Here is a 21,800-nt window from a genome sequence, read left to right on the forward strand (position 1 = left end):
CCTTTCAGTCCAGTAGCGCGTCGACGCGGACGGCGCGTCCCTCCGCCGCCAGGTGCTCGGGCAGCACCCGGCCGAAGAGCTGGCGGGTGCGCGCGACGCTGCCCACCACCCCGGGCCGCTCGCTGTAGGCGAGGATCGCGGTGTGCCGCGCGGTGCCGCCGCGCACCTCGCTCACCCGGTGCAGCGAGTAGCGCCCCCGGAACAGCTGCAGGTCGCCGGGGCGCAGGACGAGGCGCCGCACCAGGTGGCCGGCGCGTCCGGTGAGGACGGCGCGGACGTCGCCGAAGTTCTCCTGCTCGGCGGACCTGATGTTCGGGCAGTACTCGAAGACGCCGCCGTCCTCCGCCTGCTGCGTCAGCAGGCTGACGGTGAACTCGTTGGTGTCGAAATGCCAGGGGTGGCCCAGGCCGGGCTTCACGACGTTGAGGCACAGGCCCGACAGCGGGTCGGCCAGTTCGTGCACCCGGGGCAGGCCGAAGCAGGCGGCGACGAAACGCTGGAAGAGCGGGTCCGAATAGAGCCGGTGGATGATGTGGCCGGCCGGGACGAGGTCGCGCGCGACGAACGCGTTGCCGCGCTCGGCCGTGATACGGCCCGGGTGGTCGCCGGGCAGCGGCGTGCCGATGTCGATGTTGTAGGCGTTGACCGTTTCGACGTCGTCATGGGCCCGCGGTGCGATCGCCGCGCATTCCGCGCGCAGCCGCTCCCGCAATGAGCCGCGAATGAAGTCCGGCAGGACGCAGCATCCGGAATTCGCCAGCTCGTCCCGCACCCGGGAAACGACGGCGGCCCACGCCGCGCCGTCCGGTTCGCGGAGCGGATAGAGATCGGTGTCGACCGCTTCCGTGCCCGCCGCCGGGCCGCCGGCCCGGGCCTCCGCAGCGCCCATGAAGATCCCTTCCGCCTGGCGAACCCCACCCGGGTTTTAGCACATTCCGGGTGCACATTCATGGCCGTGCTTTTTCCGGGCGGTTTGTCGGAAATTGATAAGCCCGATCGGTGACCTGTGCCTTCGAACGGTCCACCGCCCGCCCCCGCGCACTGTCCGGTGTGTCCTATATCACCCCCGTCCGGCGCCGATTCCGAACCTTCGCCGTCGTGACGGCGTCAACGGTGGTTGGCACACTGATCCGCACACACACGGCCGGGGAGGACGCATGGCGGACTGGCGGCTCGCGGGCTTCGTCGAGGACCGCGAGCTCGGGCGCGGCGCGCAGGGACGGGTCGTCCTGGCCCGGCACGCCGAGTCGGGCGCGCACGTCGCGATCAAGTACCTGACCGGCGGCGCCCCCGCGGCGTTCGCCGGGCTGCGCACCGAGGCGCAGATGCTCGGGCGGCTGACCAGCCCGTACGTCGCGCGGCTCTACCGCTTCGTGGAGAGCCCGGAGGGCGCCGCCATCGTGATGGAGGCGGTCAACGGCGCGTCGCTGAAGGCGGTGCTGGCCGAGCACCGCCGGCTCGAACCGGAGGCGGCGCTGACCGTGCTGAAGGGCTCGCTGCTCGGGCTGGCCGCAGCGCACGCCGTCGGCGTCGTCCACCGCGACTACAAGCCCGCGAACGTGGTCGTCCGGCCGGACGGGCTGAGCAAGCTCGTCGACTTCGGCGTCGCCGTACTGGCCGGCGAGGGGTCGGCCGCCGGCACGCCCGCCTACATGGCACCGGAGCAGTGGCGCGGCGAGCCCGCCACCCCCGCGACCGACGTGTACGCCGCGACCTGCGTGTTCGTGGAGTGCGTGACCGGGCGGCGGCCGTTCTCGGCGGCGGACCGCGCCGCGCTGATGAACCGGCACCTGGCCGCCGAGGCGGACGTGGCGGACGTCCCCGGGCCGCTGCGCCCGCTCGTGGCGAAGGGGCTGGCGAAGCGGGCGGGAGACCGGCCGCCGGGCGCCGCCGCGTTCGTCGGCGAGCTGGAGTCGGCGGCGGTCGCCGCGTACGGGCCGGACTGGGAGCAGCGGGGCGTCCGGGCGCTCGCCGCCGCCGCGGTGGCGCTGGCGGCCCTGTTCCCGCTCGCCGCGCTCACGGTCGCCCCGGGCGCCGCGGCCGCCGGAACCGGCGCCGCCGGAACGGCCGGGACGGCGGGCGCGGCCGGGACGGGCGGTGGCGCGTCCGCCGGCGCGGGATCCACCGGCGCGGCCGTCAGCAAGGGTTTCCTCGCCACCGCCGCCGGCAAGGGCGCGCTCGCGGCGGCGGGCGTCGCCGTCGTCGCCGCCGCGGCCGGAGGCGCCGTGTACGCGACGAAGGACTCCACCAAGCCGGCCCCCAAGGACCACCCCCGCCTGGCCCTGGTCGCCCAGACCGAGACGATCCCCGGCACGTCCGTCAAGGTGGACGGCGCGAGGTACGCGACCGTCAGCGGGCTGCACGACACGGCCCTGCAGCGGCGCATCAACGCCGCGCTCCGCGCTCCGCTCGACGAGCTGATCGCGCTGGCGAAGGACAGCCGCAGGCAAATCGCGTGCGGGAGCACCCCGACCACCGTGACCGTCCAGACCCGCGTGGGGCTCAACGGGCCGCGCCTGGTGTCGGTCCGGTACTTCCAGATGTCCGACTGGTGCCGGCAGGCCGACGGGTCGCCCGGCGGCGAGGTCGTCACCGTCGACCTGCGCACCGGCCGCCGGATCACCGCGTCCGACGTCTTCCGCCCCGGCACGCTGACCGCCGCCGGGATGGGGACGCTGAAGTCCCGGCTCGTCCAGCGGGACGGGCGCAGGCCGATCACCGACTGCCCCGCCAGCGACGCCTGGAAGCCCGGCGACCTCCAGCCGGCCCCGGCCGAGGGCCTGTACAAGGGCGCCTCGCACACCCCGCCGCACCTGAGCGCCTTCCTCATCCCGTCCGACTTCCAGCTCGCCTGGTTCGGTTCCGGCAGCGACGGCTGCGGCAACCTCGACTTCGGCGCCCCCTACGCCAAGGTCCGCGACCTGCTGAAACCCGAATTCGCCGCGCTGCTGCCCAAGTGAGGCCCGAGGCTGCGGGTAGGGGAGGGGCGTGCAGACGTTCCTGCCCTACCCCGGCTTCGCCGCCACCGCCCGCGTCCTGGACCCGCGGCGGCTCGGCAAGCAGCGGGTCGAGGCGCTTCAGGTGCTGCGAGCCCTCACCGTCCCCGGATACGGCTGGCAGCACCATCCGGCGGTGCTGATGTGGACCGGGTACGAGGAGGCGCTCGTCCGCTACGGCCTGGACATCTGCGCGGGCTGGTGCGCGCTCGGACGCGCGGACACCTGCGCCGCGACGATGACCGCCGACCTCGCCGCCGCCGGAGGCCCCGCGCCGGTGCGCGACCAGGCGGCCCTGGCCCGCGCCGGGGAGGTGCCGCCGTGGCTCGGCGAGCCCGCGTTCCACCTGAGCCACCGCTCCGCGCTCGTCCGCAAGGATCCGGACCATTACGGGCCGCTGTTCCCGGACACTCCGGACGATCTCCCCTATGTCTGGCCGCCCTCCGACCGTGAACGGCCGGCCCGCGCGAAGCGACTTACCAGGGACGATGCCGGGTAGAGCCCCACCCGGAGGTACCGATGAGCACCGATGGACGGCCGGACGGGCGGCCCGGCGGCGAGCGGCTGCTGCGCGACATGCTGGACGCCAGCCACCTGATCTCGCTGGAGCAGCTGCCGGGCATGGTCGCCGGCCATGCCGCGCGGGCCGGTCTCGCGGACGTGCGCATCTACGTGGTGGACCTCCAGCAGCGGGTCCTGCGGCTGCTGACCGGCCGGGGCGGCGACGCCGGCCGCGCCCCCGGGGACGAGCCGGAGGAGCTGCGCGTCGAGGGCACCCTGGCCGGCCGCGCGTACAGGAGCGTGGAGACGGTGACGGGGCACCCCGAGGAGGACGGCGCCCACCACCTCTGGGTGCCGGTCCTGGACGGCACGGAGCGGATCGGCGTCATGCGGGTCACCACCGCGCCCGGCGACGCCGAGGCCGCGGTGACCGCCAAGTCCATCGCGGACCTGGTCGCGCTGATGATCGTCAGCAAGGGGCCGTCCAGCGACTCGCTCGCCCGGCTGGTGCGGACCCGGGACATGACCGTGTCGGCGGAGATGCAGTGGCGGCTGCTGCCGCCGATGACGTTCGCCAACGACGCGATGGTGATCGGCGCGGCGCTGGAGCCGGCGTACAAGCTGGGCGGCGACACCTTCGACTACGGCCTCGCCGGCGACATCGTGCACCTGGCCGTCTTCGACGCGATGGGCCACGACACCTCGGCCGGCATCACGGCGAACCTCGCGGTGGCGGCGCACCGCAACAGCAGGCTGCAGGGCGCGGGCCTGGTGGAGAGCGGGCGCGCCATCGAGGAGGTGCTGATCGAGGAGGACGAGTCGGGACGGTTCGTCACGGCGGTGCTGGCGGAGTTGGACACCCGTACCGGCATGCTGTCGTGGATCTCGCACGGCCATCCGCCGCCGGTCGTCATCCGCGGCGGCCGGTGGGTGGCGACGCTGGAGTGCGAGCCGGGCCACCCGCTGGGCACCGACCTCGGCGTCGAGCCGTCCGTGTGCCGCGAGCAGCTCGAGCCCGGCGACCGGCTGCTGCTCTACACCGACGGGATCGTGGAGGCGCGCGACCCGGACAAGGAGGAGTTCGGCCTCGTCCGGTTCGTCGACTTCATCATCCGCCGCAACGCCGACGGCCTGCCGGTCCCGGAGACGCTGCGCCGGCTGATCCACAGCATCCTGCAGCACCACGAGGGCCGGCTCGACGACGACGCGACCGTCCTGCTGCTGGAATGGCGCGGCTCCGCGGGCATCAGGCGCGCCGAGCCCGGCACCGGCTGACGTGCGGCGGGCCGCCGCCCTGACGCTGTGCAGGGCGGCGGCTTGGGGTGCTGCCGTTCACGCGATGCCGAGGGCGCGCATCAGCATCGGGTAGGCGTCGTGGAGGTCGCGCTGCCAGTACGGCCAGGAGTGCTGGCCGTCGAAGAAGCGGGTGGTGACGGGGATGCCGAGGGCGTCCAGCCGGTCGGCGAAGGCGTGCGAGACGTCGTTCGCGGCGGTCTCGACGGGGTCGGTGATCGGGAGCCCGCCGAGCGATCCGGCCTTGCCGTTCCCGCAGGCCACGTACAGCTTCACGCCGGCGAGGCGGCCGGCGAGGTCGGTCGGGTTGTGCGCGTGCCAGATCGCGGCCTGCGCGTCGGGCTCGCCCCAGACGCGCCGCCAGTCGGTGCCGGGGCAGGAGAACGACGGGCCCCAGCCGATCGAGTCGTCGCCCGGCTTGTAGCCGTACATGGTGTCGACGTACCCGCTGAATGCGGCGGCCGCCTGGAACATTCCGGGGAACCGGGCCGCGTACAGCATGGTGCCGAGACCGCCCATCGAATTCCCGGCGATGACGCGGCGGGAGTTCGCCCGGTAGCCGTTCTCGAGGATCGCGCGGAGCTCCTTCATGTGGAAGGTCTCCCATTCGGGTGATCCGCCGTCCCCGTAGTTCCACCAGTCGGAGTAATTGCCGCAGCTTCCGCCTTCCGGCATGACCACGATGACGGGTGTTCCGGCGGTGAGGGACGCGACGTCGGTCCCGCGCGTCCAGGCGGTGTAGTCGTCCACGCCGCCGTGCAGCAGCCACAGCGCCGGCCATGTCCGCTCGGCGTTCTTCGACCACCCGGACGGCACGAGAAGGCGCACCTTCTCCCGGTCGTCCATGGCGGGGGACTGGACGGTGAGATCGATGGTGCGGGGGGCGACGGTCGTCTCGGCGACGACCTTCGCGCCGGTCGCGGTGGCCGCGGCGGTGCCGGCGAGGGCGGGGACGCCCGGGACGAGCGCGGCGGCCAGGACGAGCGGGAGCAGCAGGGCGAGGAACCCCGGCCCTGCGCCGGGGGTGGGGCGTCGGAGCAATGCGGGCCTTCCGGGGACGCCGGCGGGGTGGGCCGGCCGGGGAAAGGGGAGCGCCGTTGTTCGGCGAATGCGCGCAGCCCGGTGAAGGGCGGGTCTCGCCCTTGCCAGGTGCCTTCGGGCCGTTATCCGGCCCGGTGGTGAAGTGCGGTGGGGGTGGGTGGGTTCTGCTACTTACTCCGAGTAGGTTCCCGTTTCGGAGTCGCGCCAAGCATCCCATCGGAAAAGGGACGGGAATGTTGCCGTACAAGCGTCGCGCCGGGCACCCGTGAGGGCGCCCGGCGCGTGCGGTGAACGTGATTTCCGCGGTGTTGCTGATCTGTGCGGTGCGGCCGGTGCCCGGCGGCCGGGTCAGGCGTTCGGCACCGGCTCGGCGGCCGGCCCGTTGACGTACCGGACGGCCATCCGCACCGCCCCGCGCAGCGTCCGGAACAGGATCAGCGCCAGCCCGAGCAGCGGCAGGACGAGCAGCAGGATCTGCAGCCCGGAGGCGATCAGCTGCAGCGCGCCCGCGCCGTGCGCGGCGTCGGCGGCGAGCCCCTGGATCTTCCGCCAGTCCATCCGGACCAGCGCCGGGACCTGCGTGGAGATCAGCGCGAGCTGGAACAGCATCACCGGCACGATGATCAGCACCCACATCGTGACGAAGACCTGCGGCCAGCGCTTCAGGTCGTTCAGCCGGTCGTCGGCGCGGCGGCGCAGCAGCGCCCGCCGCAGGATCGGCCCGATGTACTTGAACAGGTCGGGGACGCCGACGAGGTCGGACATGATGTAGTAGCCGTCGAACCGCAGCGTCGGCAGCAGCTGCTGGAGGATCTCCAGGTTGACGTACAGCACCGCGACCAGCAGCGGCTCGAACCCCGTCTGCAGGTACGCCAGCGTCAGCGCGATCACGAAGATCCCGTTGAAGTAGACGCCGGCCAGGTCGGCGCGCAGCCGCCCGGCGCGGCCGAGCCGGTAGGACTCGGTGATGTCGGTGTAGAACGCCGGCCAGACCAGGTAGATGCCGCATCCCATCACGCCGGGCCGGACGCCCCCGTACCGGCAGGCGGCGGCGTGCCCGATCTCGTGGAACGCGCACGACGCGACCCCGAGCCCCATGATCAGCAGGATGCTCACCGGGGCGAGGATGGCGTGCTGCAGCGCCACGCTCATCGACCGGGTGCTCACCACCCACGCCTCCGCGGAGACGACCCCGATCAGCGCGGGCACCAGCACGAACGGCCGGAACAGCCAGGCGAACAGCCCGGCGACGAACCAGGTGACGGACTCGGGGAACACCGCGATGCGGAACCGCAGCCCGAGGAACGGGTCGGCCTTCACCACCCGCGGCGCGGTGCCGTCGCTGTAGGTGGTGACGCCGAGCGGGGCGAGCTTGCGGTCGGCGAGGTAGACGACCTGCTCGCCGGTGAGCCGGGCGCCGGCCTCCCGCGAGACCGCCTCGGCGACCCGGTCCAGCGCCGTCTCGATGTCGGCGGTGCGGGCGAGGCCGCGGTGCTCGTGCAGCGCCTTGGCGACCAGGAACAGCAGCGGCGGGAGCCGGACGAGCTGCCGGTTCGGCAGGCAGACGAGCTGGGGCGGTTCCCGGTAGCCGGAGTTCTTGAACTCGCCGACGAGTTCGACGCCGTCGGCGAGGACCGGCAGGGTGAGGGGCGCGACCGGCCGCCCCGCGTCCGCCGGTGGGGCCGTGCCGGCGGCCTGCCCCGCGCCGGCGGCCTGCCCCGCGGCCGCGGGCTGCGCGGCGGCCGAGCCGGCCGCTTGCTGTGCGGCGGCCGGCGGCTGTGCCGCGCCCGCGGGCTGCGGGACGGCCGCGGGCCGTGCCGGGCGCGCCGGTGCGCCCGCGTCCGTGCCGCGCTGGGAGGTGGACTTCCGGTGCGCTCCGCTCATGAGCCGTGGTGGACCACGACCGGGACGCAGGTCGTCGTCGTGTATCCGGGTTCGGCGAACAGGCCGGTGCCGAGCAGGCCGGGCGTGCCGGTCGAGTGGGTGTACTGGCAGGCGTAGGTGATCTCGGTGTCGGACCCGCCGGACCCGCCGTCGTTGATGTTGATGTTCTTGTTGCCGTTGTCGCCGCCGCCGGCGAGCAGGGTCGACAGCACGGCCCGCTGCGGCAGCACCTCGCCCGTCAGCCGGTCGAGTTCGGCGTAGCTGAAGGCATGAGGGTTCGTCTGGCTCATCGGTTGCCTTAACAGATCGTCCGGGAAAAAGGGGGGAAGGGCCGGCGGGAGAACGCCGGCCCTTCCCATGCGGGCCGAGGCCCGCGAGCACGTCGGATCGGATCAGTGACCCGAGACCACCGAGCTGCCGGCGCAGGTGAAGGACGTGCTGGGGTTCTCGGAGCTGAGGCCCAGCGCGCCGATGAGGCCGCCCTGCGAGTGGTTGATGTTGCTCTGGCAGTTCGGCACGACCGCGGTGGTGCCGCCGTCGTGGCCGCCGCCGTGGTTGAAGTTGAGGTTCGAGTTGTCGTTGTCGCTGCCGCCGCCGACGAGAAGGGTGGACAGCACGGCGCGCTCCGGCAGAACCTCGCCGGCCAGCTTGTCCAGCTCGGTGTAGCTGAAGGACTTCATGTGGTTCCTTTTCTTCCTTGTCACGCCCGGATCTCAAGGTGGAGCCCGGATGTCCCTTTCTCGCCTCAGGTCGAGACGAGATAGCTCTACGTATAGCACGTGTCACTGACGGTGGCCAAGCAGGAGGGTCCCGCCATCTGGATGCGCCACCGGGACGGGGCACCGCGGCGCCGCCCGGGCCCCGTCCGCGCAGGCATGGAGATCGCCTGCTGGGTAGGGGAAGCACCGTCAGCGCTGACCAGGAGGAGAGGCATGGCCGACAACAGCTTCAGCATCGACGTGGCGGCGATCCGGGAACGGGCCCGGCAGAAGATGGCCGACGGGCCGGTGACGACCGGCTACCGGCGCGACCCCGAGGAGGTCATCGGCGTCCTCAACGACGTGCTCGCCACCGAGATCGTCTGCTGGATGCGCTACTCGCAGCACGCGATCAGCGCGACCGGCATCGACCGCGCGCAGGTCGCCGCCGAGTTCAGCGAGCACGCCGACGAGGAGCGCGACCACGCGATGCGCGCCGCCGAGCGGATCAGCCAGCTGGGCGGCGACCCCGACTTCAACCCCGAGACGCTGGCGGCGCGCTCGCACACCACCTACGAGACGTTCGACGACAGCGACCTCAAGGGCATGCTCCAGGAGAACCTGGTCGCCGAGCGGATCGTCATCGAGTCCTACCAGGAGATCATCCGGTGGCTCGGGGAGGGGGACGTCACGACCCGCCGCCTCATGGAGGACATCCTCGCCGAGGAGGAGGACCACGCCGACGACATCATGGACCTCCTCGGTAACTGAATCAGGAGTGTCTTGACGATTGGGCGCGTTCCCGGGGGTATCCGAGCCGTCATGGAATTCGGATACACCCTGCTCTGCGAGCAGACACCGCCCAAGCAGCTCGTCACCGACCTCGTCGAGGCGGAGGACGCGGGCTTCGACTACTCCGTCATCTCCGACCACTACTTCCCGTGGCTGGAGGACCAGGGCCACTCGGCCTACGCCTGGTCGGTGCTCGGCGCCCTCGCCCAGGCCACCCACCGCATCCCGCTGATGACGTTCGTGACCTGCCCGATCATGCGGTACCACCCGGCGGTGGTGGCGCAGAAGGCCGCCACCGTGGGGGTGCTGTCGGACGGGCGGTTCACGCTCGGCCTCGGCGCGGGCGAGAACCTGAACGAGCACGTCGTCGGGCGCGGCTGGCCGTCGGTGGACGTCCGGCACGAGATGTTCGCCGAGGCCGTCGAGATCATCCGGGCGCTGTTCGGCGGCGACTACGTCAACTACGAGGGGAAGCACTTCCACGTCGACTCCGCCAAGCTGTGGGACCTGCCGGACCAGCCCGTCCGGATCGGCATGGCGGCCTTCGGGCCGCGCGCCGGGCGGCTGGCCGCGCGGCACGCGGACCTGCTGATCTCCGATCAGCCCGTCGGCGACGTGGTGAGCCTCTTCCACCGCGAGGGCGGCGGCGGCAAGCCGGTCTACGGGCAGATCCCCGTCGCCTACGGGCAGGACTACGAGGAGTGCAAGCAGCGGGCGCACCGCTACTGGAAGTTCTCGGCGCCCGCCTGGAAGGTGATGGCCGAGCTTCCGGGCACGGTGAACTTCGAGGCGGCGACGGAGACCGTCCGCCCGGACGACGTCGTCGAGTCGGTGCCGTGCGGCGACAACGTGGAGGACTACCTCCAGGCCGTCCAGCAGTGGAAGGACGCGGGGTTCACCCACATCGCGTTCTGCCAGAGCGGGCCCGACCACCAGAAGGACTTCCGCACGTGGGCGGAGGCCGACCTTCTCCCGGCGCTGCGGGAGCGCTTCGGCTGAGCCCGGCGCGCGTCCGGGACCGGCGGGCGGTCAGCGACCCGCGTCCGGGCGCGGTCCGCGCGCGGCGCGGAACGCCGGGTCGAGGATCGTGCCGGCGCGCTTGACATTCCGGACGATGGGCGTGGTCTCCAGTTGCCGGACGGCCTTCAACGCCGCGACCCGTTCGGTGAGGTACCGGTACAGGTGGCGGGAGTCGCGGCACACGACCTGCACGGCGAGGTTCGCGGAGCCGGTCGTGGCCGCGGCGAAGACGACCTCGGGATGCCCGGCGAGCGCCCGCCCGGTGGCCGCGAGGTCGGCGGGCGGCACGCTCGCCCACAGCCGCGCCGCCGTGTGCAGGCCCACGTAGGGCAGGTCGAACTCGGCGTAGTAGTGCAGGACGCCGGTGGCGCGGAGGCGGTCGAGGCGGCGCCCGACGGTGGACTGCGACCATCCGGTCGCGGCGGCGAGCTCGGCCTGCCCGGCCCGGCCGTCCCGGGCCAGCACGTCCAGGAGCCGCTGGTCGCCGTCGCTCAGCGGCCCGATGTCCGCGGTCTCGGGCACCGGGTCCGGGGTGAGGTCGCGCACCTGCGGCGGCGCGAGCGCGCTGAGCCCGCGGACCCGGTGCGGGGAGCCGTAGTAGGTGTGCAGCACCGAGTGGGCGGCGATGCCGGCGACGCGGGCGCTGCGGGGGAGCCGGTCGAGCAGGAACTGCTCGCTGTCGTCCTGGCTGCGGGCCCGCGCGATGCACAGCACCTCGGTGCCGCCCGAGACGATCTGCACCCACGCGGTGTCGGGGCGGCGCGCGAGGACGGCGGCGACGTCCCGCGCGGCGCCGGGCGCGCAGCGGAGCCTGAGGAGCCACCGGCCGTGGGCGGCCGAGTCGGCGGACGGGACGCCGACGATCCGCAGCAGGTCCCGGGTGCGCAGCCGCCGGTACCGGCGGGCGATGGTCTGGTCGGAGACGCCGAGCACCTCCGCGATCCGGCTGAACGACGCCCGGCCGTCCAGCTGGAGGGCGTGGATCAGCTGCCGGTCGAGATCGTCCGCCTCAAGGATTTCCACCACCACAGCGTAGAAGATGTCGAAAACTGGTAGATCAATCGGTGCTGAGTGGTTTCTTGGCATCCACCGCGTGATCGTTGCCGGGACGAACAACGGACGACGGACGATCGCGGAGGATCGAGATGGGCAAGTGGTGGCCCCTGACGGCCGTGTGCCTCGGGGCGTTCATGCTGCTGGTGGACGTCAACATCGTCACGGTGGCGCTGCCGGACATGGCGGTGGGGCTGGGGGCGTCGTTCTCCTCCCTGCAATGGGTCATGGACGTCTACGCGCTGGTGCTGGCCGCGCTGCTGATGGGCGCGGGCGCGCTCGCCGACCGGGCCGGGCGCCGCCGGGTGTACGTGATCGGGCTGGTGCTGTTCGCGCTGGCGTCGCTGGCCTGCGGGCTGGCGCCGGACGCGCCGGTGCTCCTCGCCGCGCGGGCGGTGCAGGGCGCTGGCGCGGCGATGATGTTCGCGACGACGGTCGCGCTGGTCACCGCCGCCTACGGCGGCCGCGACCGGGCCGTGGCGTTCGGCGTCTGGGGCGCGGCGAACGGCGCCGCCGCCGGCGTCGGGCCGGTGCTCGGCGGGCTGGTGACGCAGGCGCTCGGCTGGCGGTGGATCTTCCTGCTGAACCTGCCGGTCAGCGTGCTGGCCGTGGCGCTGACGCTGCGGGTGGTGCGCGAGTCGCGCGACCCGGCGGCCCGCCGGATCGACGTGCCCGGGGTCGCGCTGTTCGCCGCGGCCGCCGGCGCGGTGACCTACGCGCTGACCCGCGCCGGAGAAGCCGGCTGGACCTCGCCGGCGACGCTCGGATGGCTCGCCGCCGGCGCGGTCGCGCTGGCCGCGTTCGCCGCCGTCGAGCTCCGTTCGCCGCACCCGCTCCTGGACCTGCGGCTGTTCCGCGCGCCGGCCTTCACCGGGATCATGATCGCCTCGCTGGCGATGTCCGGGACGGCGTTCGGCTACCTCCTCTACACCTCGCTGTGGCTGCAGTCGGCGGCCGGGCTCGGCGCGATCGGCGCCGGGCTGGCGATCCTGCCGATGAGCGGGCTGGCGTTCGCGGCGTCCTGGCTGACCGGGCGGTTCCTGCACGCGGTCCCGGCACGGCTCACCATTGGCATCGGGCTGCTGCTCGTCGGCGCCGGGACGCTGGGCCAGTCGGTGCTGACCGCCGGATCGGGCTGGGCCGCGCTCCTCCCCGGGTTCGCGCTCACCGGGGTGGGCGTCGGCGTCGCGCTGCCGAACGTCACGGCGGCGGCGACGGCCGCGGTGCCGCCCGAGCGGGTCGGGAGCGCGGCCGGCGCGGTCAGCGCGCTCCGGCAGCTCGGGTTCGCGTTCGGGATCGCGGTGCTCGGCAGCGTCTTCCACGGCGCGCTCGAACGCTCCCTCGACGGCGACGTCCGCGATCCGGCCGGAACGGCCCGCGCGGTCGCCGGCGGGCACGCCGCCGAGGTGATCCACCGGACGCCCGGCGGGGCGGTCGAGTCGGCCTTCGCGTCCGCCCTCGACGCCGCCACGGCGACCGCCGGGGTGATCGCGATCGCCGCCGGGATCGCGGTGTTCGCCCTGGTCCGCCGGGACAAGCCGGCGGTCCCCGCGGTCGCGCCCGAGCCCGTCGCGACGGCGGCGAAATGACCGGATCGAACGGAGCGCGATGATCCAATAGAGTTGCGTCACCCCGCCCCCCATGCACCAGGAGTCATCTCCGATGCCGGAAGCCGAGCCGCTGGCACCAGACGACCCGCCGGTCGTAGGCCCCTACCGGCTGGCCGGCCGGCTCGGCATGGGCGGGCAGGGCGTGGTGTACCTCGGGCACGGCGCGGCGGGCACGCCCGTCGCGGTGAAGGTGCTCCGGCCGGAGATCGCCGCCGATCCGCGCGTCCGCGAGCGGTTCACCAAGGAGATCGCGGCGGCGCGCCGCGTCGACCCGTTCTGCATCGCCCAGGTCCTGGACGCCTCGCTGGACGGGCCGCGCCCCTACATCGTCACCGAGTACGTCGAGGGCCCGTCCCTCCAGCAGGCCGGGCGGCGGGACGGCGCGGCCCTGCAGCGGCTCGCCGTCGCGACCGCGACCGCGCTCGCCGCGATCCACGAGGCCGGCGTCGTGCACCGCGACTTCAAGCCGTCCAACGTCCTGCTCGGCCCGGACGGCCCGCGCGTCATCGACTTCGGCATCGCCCGCGACACCGAGTCGCCGCTCACCCTGACCAGCAGCATCATCGGCACCCCCGCCTACATGGCGCCCGAGCAGTTCGCCGGGGAGGCGGCCGGCCCGCCGGTGGACGTCTTCGCCTGGGGCTCGGTGATCGCGTTCGCCGCCACCGGGCGGCCGCCGTTCGGCGCGGACACCTTCCCAGCCATCATGCACCGCGTCCTCCAGGGCGAGCCCGACCTGAGCGAACTCCCGGAGCCGCTGCGCGCGACCGTGGCCGCCTGCCTGGTGAAGGACCCGGCGCGGCGCCCGTCCATGCAGGCCGTCCTGCTGCGCCTCCTCGGCTCCCGCCACCAGGAACCCGCCGCTCCGCCCGCAGCCGCCGCACCGCCACCGCCACCGCCACCGCCACCGCCGCCGGTCGCCGCCCCCGCCCCGCTCCCGATGCCGGGCGCGCCGCAGACGGTGCTCGACGCCGGACGCGGCAAGCAGAAGCCGCCGAACCGGCGGCCCGCCGTGCTGCTGCGGGCGGGCGCGGGCGCCATGGTCCTGGTCGTTGCCGCGGCGGTGGCCGCGTGGCTCGCCTGGCCGGACGGCGCGGGCGCGTCACCGGGGGAGGACGGCGCGGCGGGCTACGCCGGGGCCAGGCCCCAGCAGGGCACCGGAACGTCGGCCGACTCCGGCGCGGGTGCGGCGTCCCCGACTTCGGGAAGCCCGTCGCCGTCGGCTTCCTCCTCCAGCCCGGGCGCCGGTCACCGGGGCCGCTCGTCCGGCAGCCCTTCACCGGGGCACGGCTCCGGCGGTTCCGGTTCCGGTTCCGGCGGCGGGAGCACCGGGGGAGGCGGCGGCACCTCCCCGACCAGCCCCGGCGGGCCGACCGCACGCATCGCCTACTTCAAGGTCGGCGGGTCGGGCGGGTGCTACGCCAAGAACGCGAACTTCCCGTTCAAGTACAGCATCGTCGGCAGCAAGAACCCCACGAGCATCCAATTCAGCATTTACTTCGACGGACGCCTCGGGCGCGGCCACCCGATCCACACCGCCGCCGAATCCGACTTCACCATGTCCTCGTTCCAGAGCGAGGAGACGGCCGGCACGCACACTTACCGGATGGTGCTGCAAAGCCCCGTCCACCAGGAGATATCCCAATCCGTGCGCGTCTGCTGACGGGACGGGACCGGTAACGCGAAAGGCGATCCGGCTCGCCCGGAGAACCGGGATTCTGCCGTCCGAATCCAAACAGAATTCGGTTCTAGTTCCCCGTCCGCTCAGGTGGAGGCCCACCGTGACCTGAGTGTTCACAATCGGGTATTGACGGATTCCCGGTCGCTGTCTACGTTCTCACTAGAACGCGTTCTACCCAGGTGACCGGATACCGATGTCGAGTGGCGCGACGGTTCCGGACACCGTTCCTCGACGCCGCGGTGCTCCCACCGCCCACCCGACATGTGCGGATCGGGGCGTCCCGGGTCGCGGAATCTCCCACCCCGTTCGCCGGGTGCAGGCGCGACGCCCGCCGTCCCGAAATGAGGGCTCCCCTTGTCCCGCATCAAGAAACTCGCCGCCATCGCCTCGACCTCCGCAGCCGCCACCGCCATCGCCGTCGCCGCGACCGCCGCCCCCGCCCTGGCGTGGACGGCCGGCCCCTACACCGCCAACCTGTCCGGGAACATGACGATCGACGCGGGCACCGCCGTGACCTGCAGCGGATCCACCCTCAGCGGCGACCTCGCCGCCGACGGCTCCCTCACGGTCACCTCCGCGAGCATCTCCGGCTGCCCCGCCGGCGTCACGCCGCAGAACCTGCCGTGGAGCGGCAGCCTGAGCGGCGGCAACGCCAGCATCACCGGCTTCTCGGTCCAGGCCCTCGGCTGCACCTACGGCGGCACCATCAACGGCACCTACTCCGGCGGTGACACGCTCCCGGCCACCGTCACCTTCAGTAACCAGAAGGTCTCGGCGACGGGCGGCTTCTGCCTGGTGCAGTCCGTCACCCTCACCGCCACCTACGTCTTCTCCCAGTGACCACCGGGAGTTGACCACCCTTCGACCCGGGCGGCCCCGCGCCGCCCGGGTCCCCCGGCCCGTCAGGCCAGGTCGTACCCGTTGCCCTTGACCTCGCGCGTGAACGCCCGCCACGCCGCCGGGCCGAACATCAGCCTCGGCCCCTCAGGATCCTTGCTGTCCCGCACCCCGATAACAGGAGCAAGACCCGCCACTTCGACGCACTCCCCGCCCTGATGGTCGCTGTAGCTGCTCTTACGCCACAGCTCCGCCACTTCGACGCAGTTGCCGCCCTGGTGGTCGCTGTAGCTGCTCTTACGCCAACGGATGGCCCCAAGGTTGTTCATAGATTCTCCATCGCGGTCCTGATCGCAGCACGCGACCCGGCTACTGGGAGCGCGTGGCTTCGCAACAGGTCCCAGCGTACGGCGAACCCATCAATTCTGTCGGGTTGTTCGATCAAGGTTCCGACGCCGGCCGCCTCTGAATACGCTGCTTCGGAGCCTCCGAAGCTAAGGATCTGGAAACTTCCCCCTAGTCCAGCGTGATAGCCGACATCCTGCGGGATGATGTTGACCGTCACATTGGCGCGTTCATCGAGTTCCAAGAGATGCTGGAGTTGTGCTCGCATGATCTGCGGGCTGCCGATTCTTCTATACAACACCGTTTCGTCGATGGTGAACCATACGAAGGGCGGTGGATCGCGTAGGAGTACGGCCTGCCGCTCCATACGCTGCTCTACGATCTCGTCCACGCCGTAGGTTCGGTCGGCCCCGATGATCGAACGTGCGTACTCCTGTGTTTGAGACAGGCCGCCAAGGAGTAGGGCTGAGAAGACGCGGATCGAGGACGCCTTCTTTTCACGTTCGGCATACTCCGTGAAGCCGGGCGGAAGCGTGGTCTGTACTTCGACGTTATTGGCGTGCTTCCACAGGCGGTAGAAGTGGCCGTCCGTCTTGAAGTACGTGTCGAGATCCTTGGCGCTCTGCTCGGATACCTTGCGGCCGCTCTCCATGGTGCTGATCCACTGCGGGGTGCAGCCGAGCGCGTCGGCCAGCTCTTTGCCGGTGAGCTCGGCCTTCTCGCGCATGCGGCGAAGCTCTTCGCCGAAGAAGACGCGGGCTTGGTTCTCAGCCATTGCGGCCTCCGGAGGGGTTAACCAGGCGACGTGGTTGAGTTGATCTTGTTTTCCGCTTGACCGGGGGTGTCCTGCGGTTACTGGCCGACCATAACTCACGGTGTGAATGTGGTCACAGAAGTTCGTCAACTCCGACACGAGGTTCCTTGGATGAGTTGCAGGACGATAGTGGCCGATTCACCGAAAAGCGGGCACATGGTGCTCGCGTCCGGCTGGTACGGCGAGGCCATGGGCGGCCGTTTCGTGGCGCGTCGTCTCGACGGGCTGACCGACTACCAATTGCTTAACGGCTGCCTGCCGGAGGTGCAGGCCCGTGATGAGGGCGAACTCTGGTTGCTGTGCGACGCGCAGACGCGCCTGGCTGAGAGGGTCGCGCTGGCCGAGTCCGTCCGGAGGCGGCCGTGAGCGTCTCCGACCACGACGAGCACAACGCGGGTGTCGAGTCGTACGTGCGGCTCCAGGCCCTCGCCATGCACCTCAAGGCGCACGGGTTCGCGGTCGAGAACGTGGCCGGCGGTCTGGTCGTCCGCAACAGGTCGAGGGCCGGATGCTGTGCGGGCCAGAAGGCGGCCGGTGACACGGTCACGTGCCGTCCGTACGACGCGGACGGCGGGCGGTACTGGTTCTTCACGTCCTGGCGGCAGCCGATCGCCGAGTCCGAGCGCATCACCGACGCCGTGGTGATGATCAAGGGATACCTGGGCGCCCCCGGCTGAAGATCCGGCGTCCGCCGTCAGGCGATCGAGCGCAGACGCGCGCGCATCAGCAGGCAGCACGTCGCCGAGTGCGTGATCGTCCCGTCCAGGGCCTTCTCCATCGCCGCGTCGAATCGCATGTCCAGCGGCTCGATGTGCTCGGTCGGTTCCGGTGCCGCCTCGCCCTCGGTCAGGTCGCGGGCGATGAACAGGTGGTTGCGGCACCGGACGATGGCCGTGAACGGGTCGACGTGGCCGCAGTCGATCCATTCGCGTGCGGTCAGCCCGAGTTCCTCCGCGAGCTCGCGCCGCGCCGCCGCGATCGGAGACTCACCGTCGTCCAGACCGCCGCTGACCAGCTCGATCGACGGCCTGCCCAGCCCGTACTTGTACTCGCGCACCAGGAACACCCGGCCGTCCGCCGTGATCGGCAGGATCGTGACGCCGTCCGTCATCGTGACGACGCCGAACAGTCCGGGCTCGCCGGATGCGTGGATCACCTCGTCCTCGCGGACGGAGATCCACGGGTTCTCGTAGACGCCGCGGGACGAGACGACCACCGGCGCCGGATGCTCGACCACCGCAAGGTCCCCCTCCCCGACGTGAACATGCTCGCCGCCGCGCGATCGGATCGCAGGCGGCAGGCCACAACCGGCCTGACCGCCTACCTCGCCGATCGGTTCCCGGTGCCGGCCTCGGAGGCGGCGGGGTCGGCGCGATCGCCGAGGGGTTCGTCGTCGCGGGCTCGCCGCAGGTCGCCCCGCTGCCGATCGGACTGGCGGTGAGCCGGAGCCGCGCCATTCGGGCAAGCCGGAATGCGTGACTTTTATTGGAATTCTTGTCAATACTTGCGGATGTGACTGCCGGGACAGTAGTTTCTTCGGGCGAGCGAGCACAAGGCCGGGACAGGCGCGCGGTCCGGCTCGGTCCGATCGGCTGGGGAGTCCATGAAGAAGCGTACCGACAGGAAGATCGCCATCGCCGGGACGGCGGCGGCGGCCGTGATCCTGCCCGCCGTCATGGTGGGGCTCGCGCAGGCCGGGGTGGGCGTGCCGAAGGGCAAGCCGCAGGCCGCGGGCAACGCGCAGCCGATCCCGTCCTTCGGGCCGCCGACCCAGCCGACCCAGGTCTCCGGGGCGCCGTCGCCGACGGCGCCGGCCCCCAAGCAGACGCCGATCAAGGTCCCGAACCTGCCGCTGACGCACGGCGGCAACCCGTTCGGGACCGGCGGCTCGCCCGCCAAGAACGACCCCGACACCAACAACGGCGCGCACGGCGACAAGCCGCACCTGCCGCCCGGAGTCGGCGACGGCAAGTACCGCAAGGCCCCCGACGGCGCCACGATCACCGCGATCAAGAAGGTGCACGCGCAGGAGTTCGACGTCAGCATCGCCTCGCCGGCGCTCGGCTCGGTCGTGCAGGCGCGGGTGCTCGTCCCCAAGGGGTGGAAGGCGAGCGACACCAAGACCTACCCGGTCGTGTACGCCTACCACGGCGGCAACAACAAGTACACGTCGTGGAGCCACGACGGCCACATCGAGAACGTCGCCAAGAACTACAACGTCATGGTCGTCATGCCCGAGGGCGGCTCGAACGGCTCGTACGCCAACTGGTGGAACGGCGGCAAGGGCGGCATCCCCATGTGGGAGAGCTTCCACATCTCCGAGGTCATCCCGCTGATGGAGGCCAACTTCCACGCCGGCTCCACGCGCGCCGCGATGGGCCTGTCGTCCGGCGGGCAGGGAGCGATCACCTACGCCGAGCGCCACGCGGGCTACTTCAAGTACGCCGCGTCCTACAGCGGCGCGCTCAACATCACCGCGCCCGGCATGCCGGCGGTGCTGACCCTGATGAACAAGGACGCGGGCACGAAGATCTGGGGCGACCCGATCTTCAACCGGTCGAACTGGGAGTCGCACGACGCCGCCGTCAACGTGCGTAAGCTCAAGGGCACGGGCCTCTACATCTCCGCCGGCAACGGCAAGCCGGGCCCCTACGACAACCCCAACGCGGCGCCGGGCGACGCGGGCCGCGTCGGCGAGGACCTCGCCGGGCAGATGACCGTCAACTTCGTGAACGCCGCCAAGCGGTCCGGCGTCTCCGTCACCTCGCACCTGTACGGGCCGGGCATGCACAACTGGAAGTACTGGCGGCGCGAGGTGGACCTCAGCTGGCCGGCCATGATGGCCGCCATCGGGGCCAAGAAGTCCTGACCCCGAGCGTGCCGGCGGGCATGTCCCGCGCGGGCGGTAGCGTGGCCGCGTGAAGGGACTGGCGCGGCGCGAGTTCCAGCTCGTGCTGCTGCGCCGGATGGCGGACTACCAGCCCGGCCTCGTCGAGGACGCGATGCGCGCCCTGGACGCCTCGCGCACCGAGATGCGCGAGGTCAACGCCCGCTGGCAGCGGATCCTGCGGTCCCGGACGTTCCCGCGCGGCCGGCGCCGCTACGAGGCCGTCCTCGGCCCCGCCGAAGCCGGGGAGCGCCGCGTCGGCGACGTCGTGTGCGAGGTGGCCTCCTGGCCGCCGTTCCCGCTGTGGCCCGGCCTGCGGTTCGAGATCATGATGGCGCCGGACGGGTCGGTCGCGCAGGAGTGGCTCGTCCGCGCGGACGGCGCGCCGGTGCCGGAGCTGCGCACCGTCGACGACCTCGTCCCGTGGACGTGCGTGGTCGGCGACCTGGCCGCGCGGTGGGACGGCCTCGCGCACCAGGACGGCGACGCGCCGAGCCGCTGGCATGTCGGATTCTCCACCCCCGACGGATCGTCCTATGTGGCCCACTTCGTATGGGGTCTACTGCAGGAAGTGGTGAGCGTTTAGGCTCGCCCGCTTTGGCCAAATTTTGGCTGGTCTTTGGGGTATTCCGGAATCGCCGCGTCCGTCGTGATGGCACATCCGCCCATAACGTGGTGTTCATGCGCGCTCCGAAGGCGGGATCATGCCCGAAGTGACCGGACACGCCGCCGGCCGCCCGTCCTGGGCCGAGCTGGCGAGCCCCGACGTGAAGGCGTCGGGGGCGTTCTACTGCAGCCTGTTCGGATGGTACGTCTACACGGTCACCGTCCCCGAGTACGGCGACTACGACATCTTCACCCTCGGCGACGTCCAGGGGCCGGAGGTGGCGGGGATGCAGGCGCTCGCCGACGACGCCCAGCCGCCGTCCTGGACGTGCTACTTCCGCACCGACGACATCGACGCCACCCTCGCCGCGGTCAAGGCCGCGGGCGGGCAGGAACTGGTGCCCGCGATGGACGTCTCCGACCTCGGGCGGATGGCGCTGTGCAGCGACTCCGAGGGCGCCGACTTCGCGCTGTGGGTGCCCGGGAACCTGAAGGGCGCCGGCGTCGTCGACGAGCCCGCCGCGATGTGCTGGGTCGAGCTGGCGTCCCGGGACACCGAGGAGGCGCGCCGCTTCTACGGCAAGGTCTTCGGCTGGCAGACCGTCGAGCGCGAGTACTACACCCCGTACACCAACTTCAAGGTCGGCGACTGGTCCGTGGGCGGCATGGTCTCCATCGAGCAGCTGAACCGGTACGCCTACGAGGCCGAGCCGCACTGGATCCCGTACTTCTGGGTCGAGGACTGCGACGCGACCGCCGCCAGGGCCGCCGAGCTCGGGGGCCGCGTCCTGCTCCCGCCCACCGACATCGGGCCGGGCCGGTACTCGGTGCTCGCCGACCCGGCCGGCGCCCGGCTGGCCGTGATCACCCCGGCCCGCGGCGACGGCCCCGGGGAGGCCCGATGACGCAGGAGCCGACGGCACACGAGCCGACGCGGCCGGACCCGGGCTGGCCGGGCTGGATCGACCTCGCCAGCCCCCGCCCGGACGAGGCCCGGACGTTCTACAGCGAACTGTTCGGCTGGTACTCCTACACCCTGAACGTCCCCGACTACGGCGACTACACGATGTTCACGCTCGGGGACGTCCAGGGGCCGGAGGTGGCGGGCATGCAGTCGCTCGCCGACGACGCGCAGCCGCCCTCCTGGACCTGCTACTTCAAGGTGGAGTCTCTCCAGGAGACGGTCGACACCGTCAGAGCCCTGGGCGGGCGCGAGCTCATCCCGCCGACCGACTACGCCGGGATCGGCTCCATGGCGCTCTGCATGGACACGGAGGGCGTCGACTTCGGGGTCGCCACGCCCGGCGCCGCGATCGAGTTCGGCATCGTCAACCAGCCGTTCTCGATGTGCTGGGCGGAGCTCGCGTGCCGCGACGTCCAGGAGGCCCGGCGCTTCTACGGCGGGGTGTTCGGCTGGAAGGCGGTCGACCGCGACTACTACGGCTCCGTCTACACCAACTGGAAGATCGGCGACTGGTCCGTCGGCGGCATGGTCTCCATGGACGACCGGTGGCCGCCGCACTATCCGCCGCACTGGATCCCCTACTTCTGGGTCGAGGACTGCGACGCCGTCGCGGCGAGGGCCACCGAGCTCGGCGGCCAGGTCCGCATCCAGCCCGCCGACATCCAGCCCGGCCGGTACGCGATGATGACCGACCCCACCGGCGCCCGGCTCGCGATCATCACCCCGAGGGTCGTCGACGGCCCCGGCCTGTCCCTGGGCTCCCCGTAGACCTTGGTCC

At 72.0% G+C, this 21,800-nt stretch carries 23 protein-coding genes; 14 read left to right on the forward strand and 9 right to left on the reverse strand.

Annotated elements, in window-relative coordinates; all coding sequences use genetic code 11:
* Positions 1-4: 4 nt before the first annotated feature.
* Entirely contained in the window at positions 5-889 is an 885-nt protein-coding gene (locus ACA514_RS29290) for an arpA protein (protein WP_375044474.1), read from the reverse strand.
* A gap of 268 nt (positions 890-1,157) precedes the next feature.
* On the opposite strand from ACA514_RS29290, the gene ACA514_RS29295 reads away from it, so the two are divergent.
* The 3 genes from ACA514_RS29295 to ACA514_RS29305 are packed head-to-tail and all read left to right on the forward strand — an operon-like array spanning position 1,158 to position 4,772.
* Entirely contained in the window at positions 1,158-2,960 is a 1,803-nt protein-coding gene (locus ACA514_RS29295) for a serine/threonine-protein kinase (protein WP_375044475.1), read from the forward strand.
* Between the two features lie 28 nt (positions 2,961-2,988).
* Entirely contained in the window at positions 2,989-3,495 is a 507-nt protein-coding gene (locus ACA514_RS29300; RefSeq protein WP_375044476.1) for an MSMEG_6728 family protein, read from the forward strand.
* Between the two features lie 20 nt (positions 3,496-3,515).
* Positions 3,516-4,772, forward strand: coding sequence for a PP2C family protein-serine/threonine phosphatase (locus ACA514_RS29305; RefSeq protein WP_375044477.1), 1,257 nt, complete (start codon positions 3,516-3,518; stop codon positions 4,770-4,772).
* Positions 4,773-4,829: 57 nt separating this feature from the next.
* Here the strand turns inward: ACA514_RS29305 and ACA514_RS29310 are convergent, their stop codons facing one another.
* The 4 genes from ACA514_RS29310 to ACA514_RS29325 form a co-directional block, all read right to left on the reverse strand.
* On the reverse strand, positions 4,830-5,831 hold the full coding sequence (locus ACA514_RS29310; RefSeq protein ID WP_375044478.1) for an alpha/beta hydrolase: 1,002 nt from the start codon (positions 5,829-5,831) through the stop codon (positions 4,830-4,832).
* A gap of 348 nt (positions 5,832-6,179) precedes the next feature.
* Positions 6,180-7,715, reverse strand: a complete 1,536-nt coding sequence (locus tag ACA514_RS29315; RefSeq protein ID WP_375044479.1) for a hypothetical protein — start codon at positions 7,713-7,715, stop codon at positions 6,180-6,182.
* A complete protein-coding gene (locus tag ACA514_RS29320; RefSeq protein WP_375044480.1) occupies positions 7,712-8,005 on the reverse strand; it encodes a hypothetical protein in 294 nt (97 codons plus the stop codon). Before ACA514_RS29320 ends, ACA514_RS29315 begins: the two co-directional genes overlap by 4 nt.
* Before the next feature lie 102 nt (positions 8,006-8,107).
* Positions 8,108-8,395 (reverse strand): hypothetical protein, encoded by a 288-nt coding sequence (locus tag ACA514_RS29325; protein ID WP_344274602.1) that lies wholly within the window; start codon positions 8,393-8,395, stop codon positions 8,108-8,110.
* Positions 8,396-8,647: 252 nt separating this feature from the next.
* Here ACA514_RS29325 and ACA514_RS29330 point away from each other — a divergent pair, with 252 nt between their 5' ends.
* Both ACA514_RS29330 and ACA514_RS29335 read left to right on the forward strand, forming a co-directional pair.
* Positions 8,648-9,184 (forward strand): bacterioferritin, encoded by a 537-nt coding sequence (locus tag ACA514_RS29330; protein ID WP_375044481.1) that lies wholly within the window; start codon positions 8,648-8,650, stop codon positions 9,182-9,184.
* Between the two features lie 51 nt (positions 9,185-9,235).
* Positions 9,236-10,204 carry a TIGR03557 family F420-dependent LLM class oxidoreductase gene (locus tag ACA514_RS29335; protein ID WP_375044482.1) on the forward strand — a complete coding sequence of 323 codons (969 nt, stop codon included), beginning with the start codon at positions 9,236-9,238 and terminating at the stop codon, positions 10,202-10,204.
* Between the two features lie 30 nt (positions 10,205-10,234).
* Here the strand turns inward: ACA514_RS29335 and ACA514_RS29340 are convergent, their stop codons facing one another.
* Complete coding sequence (locus ACA514_RS29340; protein WP_375044483.1) at positions 10,235-11,248, reverse strand: Lrp/AsnC family transcriptional regulator; 1,014 nt, start codon at positions 11,246-11,248, stop codon at positions 10,235-10,237.
* Positions 11,249-11,370: 122 nt separating this feature from the next.
* Between ACA514_RS29340 and ACA514_RS29345 the strand changes: the two genes are divergently transcribed.
* The 3 genes from ACA514_RS29345 (at position 11,371) to ACA514_RS29355 (ending at position 15,409) form a co-directional block, all read left to right on the forward strand.
* Positions 11,371-12,867, forward strand: a complete 1,497-nt coding sequence (locus tag ACA514_RS29345; protein ID WP_375044484.1) for an MFS transporter — start codon at positions 11,371-11,373, stop codon at positions 12,865-12,867.
* Positions 12,868-12,940: 73 nt separating this feature from the next.
* Complete coding sequence (locus ACA514_RS29350) at positions 12,941-14,551, forward strand: serine/threonine-protein kinase (protein ID WP_375044485.1); 1,611 nt, start codon at positions 12,941-12,943, stop codon at positions 14,549-14,551.
* A gap of 372 nt (positions 14,552-14,923) precedes the next feature.
* Entirely contained in the window at positions 14,924-15,409 is a 486-nt protein-coding gene (locus ACA514_RS29355; RefSeq protein WP_375044486.1) for a hypothetical protein, read from the forward strand.
* Positions 15,410-15,471: 62 nt separating this feature from the next.
* Here ACA514_RS29355 and ACA514_RS29360 read toward each other — a convergent pair whose 3' ends face one another.
* Both ACA514_RS29360 and ACA514_RS29365 read right to left on the reverse strand, forming a co-directional pair.
* Positions 15,472-15,735 carry a DUF397 domain-containing protein gene (locus tag ACA514_RS29360; protein WP_375044487.1) on the reverse strand — a complete coding sequence of 88 codons (264 nt, stop codon included), beginning with the start codon at positions 15,733-15,735 and terminating at the stop codon, positions 15,472-15,474.
* Positions 15,732-16,526: a helix-turn-helix domain-containing protein gene (locus ACA514_RS29365; protein ID WP_375044488.1), complete on the reverse strand. Its 795-nt coding sequence runs from the start codon at positions 16,524-16,526 to the stop codon at positions 15,732-15,734. The genes ACA514_RS29360 and ACA514_RS29365 overlap by 4 nt, the downstream gene beginning before the upstream one ends.
* A gap of 195 nt (positions 16,527-16,721) precedes the next feature.
* Between ACA514_RS29365 and ACA514_RS29370 the strand changes: the two genes are divergently transcribed.
* Positions 16,722-16,931 (forward strand): hypothetical protein, encoded by a 210-nt coding sequence (locus ACA514_RS29370; protein ID WP_375044489.1) that lies wholly within the window; start codon positions 16,722-16,724, stop codon positions 16,929-16,931.
* Positions 16,928-17,242, forward strand: coding sequence for a hypothetical protein (locus tag ACA514_RS29375; RefSeq protein ID WP_375044490.1), 315 nt, complete (start codon positions 16,928-16,930; stop codon positions 17,240-17,242). Before ACA514_RS29370 ends, ACA514_RS29375 begins: the two co-directional genes overlap by 4 nt.
* Before the next feature lie 17 nt (positions 17,243-17,259).
* On the opposite strand, the gene ACA514_RS29380 is transcribed toward ACA514_RS29375, so the two are convergent.
* Positions 17,260-17,802 carry an NUDIX domain-containing protein gene (locus ACA514_RS29380; protein WP_375044491.1) on the reverse strand — a complete coding sequence of 181 codons (543 nt, stop codon included), beginning with the start codon at positions 17,800-17,802 and terminating at the stop codon, positions 17,260-17,262.
* A 366-nt stretch (positions 17,803-18,168) separates the two neighbouring features.
* Between ACA514_RS29380 and ACA514_RS29385 the strand changes: the two genes are divergently transcribed.
* The 4 genes from ACA514_RS29385 to ACA514_RS29400 all read left to right on the forward strand — a co-directional run bounded on the left by ACA514_RS29385 (position 18,169) and on the right by ACA514_RS29400 (position 21,790).
* Entirely contained in the window at positions 18,169-19,434 is a 1,266-nt protein-coding gene (locus ACA514_RS29385) for an alpha/beta hydrolase-fold protein (protein ID WP_375044492.1), read from the forward strand.
* 49 nt (positions 19,435-19,483) lie between these two features.
* Positions 19,484-20,038 (forward strand): hypothetical protein, encoded by a 555-nt coding sequence (locus ACA514_RS29390; protein ID WP_375044493.1) that lies wholly within the window; start codon positions 19,484-19,486, stop codon positions 20,036-20,038.
* 118 nt (positions 20,039-20,156) lie between these two features.
* Positions 20,157-20,963: a VOC family protein gene (locus ACA514_RS29395; protein ID WP_375044494.1), complete on the forward strand. Its 807-nt coding sequence runs from the start codon at positions 20,157-20,159 to the stop codon at positions 20,961-20,963.
* Positions 20,960-21,790, forward strand: a complete 831-nt coding sequence (locus ACA514_RS29400) for a VOC family protein (protein WP_375044495.1) — start codon at positions 20,960-20,962, stop codon at positions 21,788-21,790. Before ACA514_RS29395 ends, ACA514_RS29400 begins: the two co-directional genes overlap by 4 nt.
* Positions 21,791-21,800 lie beyond the last annotated feature (10 nt).

The organism is Actinomadura sp. NTSP31, assembly GCF_041951385.1.
GTDB lineage: Bacteria > Actinomycetota > Actinomycetes > Streptosporangiales > Streptosporangiaceae > Spirillospora > Spirillospora napierensis.